1 protein-coding gene is annotated in these 1,252 nt (G+C 73.9%); it reads left to right on the forward strand.

The window, feature by feature from the left end; genetic code table 11:
* A partial coding sequence (locus tag ABD308_RS06440) for an acyltransferase domain-containing protein (RefSeq protein ID WP_344328543.1) occupies positions 1-1,252 on the forward strand: 1,252 nt, incomplete at both ends.

The following is a 1,252-nucleotide window of genomic DNA, read 5'->3' on the forward strand; positions in this document are numbered from 1 at the left end:
GCGCCCGTACGCGGCGAACGCGGGTGTACGGCACCTGCTGGCGCGGCCCGAGCTGTCCGTCGCCGACGTCGCGCACTCCTCGGTCGCCTCGCGGGCGCTGCTGGAGCGGCGCGCGACCGTCGTCGCCGCCGGGCGTGAGGAGTTGATCGAGCGCCTGGCCACGATCGCGGCCGGGACGTCGGGTGTCGGCGGCAAGTCGGCGTTCCTGTTCACCGGGCAGGGTTCGCAGCGCGCCGGGATGGGCCTCGAACTCGCCACCGGATTCCCGGCGTTCGAGCAGGCGCTGACCGAGGTCTGCGCCGAGCTCGACCCCCGACTGGGCCGTTCCGTCCGGGAGCTGATCGCGGTCGGCGGCGAGGAGCTGAACTCCACGGAGTTCACGCAGGCCGCGCTGTTCGCCGTCGAGGTCGCCCTGTTCCGGCTGGCGGAGTCGCTCGGCCTGCGCGCCGACTACCTGGTCGGCCACTCGGTCGGCGAGATCGCCGCCGCGCACGTCGCCGGTGTGCTGTCGCTCGCCGACGCCGCCGAACTCGTGGTCGCGCGTGGCCGGTTGATGGGCGCGCTGCCCGCCGGCGGTGCGATGGTGGCCGTGCAGGCCACCGAGGCCGAGGTCGCCGAGTCGCTGGCCGGCTTCGAGGGACGGCTGGAGATCGCCGCGATCAACGCGCCCACCGCGCTGGTGGTTTCGGGCGACGCGGACGCCGTCGACGAGTGGCTGCCCAAGGTCGAGGGCCGCAAGACCACCCGCCTGCGCGTCTCGCACGCCTTCCACTCGCCCCGCATGGAACCCATGCTGGACGAGTTCCGCACGGTCGCCCAGAAGTTGACCTACGCCGAGCCGACCGTCCCGGTGGTCTCCAACGTCACCGGCGCCCTGGTCGCGGCCTTCGACGCCGAGTACTGGGTGCGGCACGTGCGCCAGGCCGTGCGCTTCGCCGATGGCGTGACCACCTTGTGGGGCCTGGGCGTTCGCCGCTTCCTGGAGCTCGGCCCCGACGCCGTGCTCACCGCGATGGCCCGCCAGTGCGTGGAGGACGACGCGGAGGCGGCGTTCGCGGCCGCCTTGCGTGCCAAGCAGGAGGACCGCGAGACCTTCGCCGCCTTCCTCGGCCAGGCCCACACCGCCGGTTCGGCCGTGGACTGGGCGGCGTTCTACGCGGGCACCGGTGCCAAGGTCGTCGACCTGCCCACCTACGCCTTCCAGCGCGAGCGCTTCTGGCTGACCCCGGGCGCCGGTGCCGGGGACGTCACG

It is taken from the genome of Kitasatospora putterlickiae, assembly GCF_039527695.1.
In the GTDB taxonomy this organism is placed as follows: Bacteria; Actinomycetota; Actinomycetes; order Streptomycetales; family Streptomycetaceae; genus Kitasatospora; species Kitasatospora putterlickiae.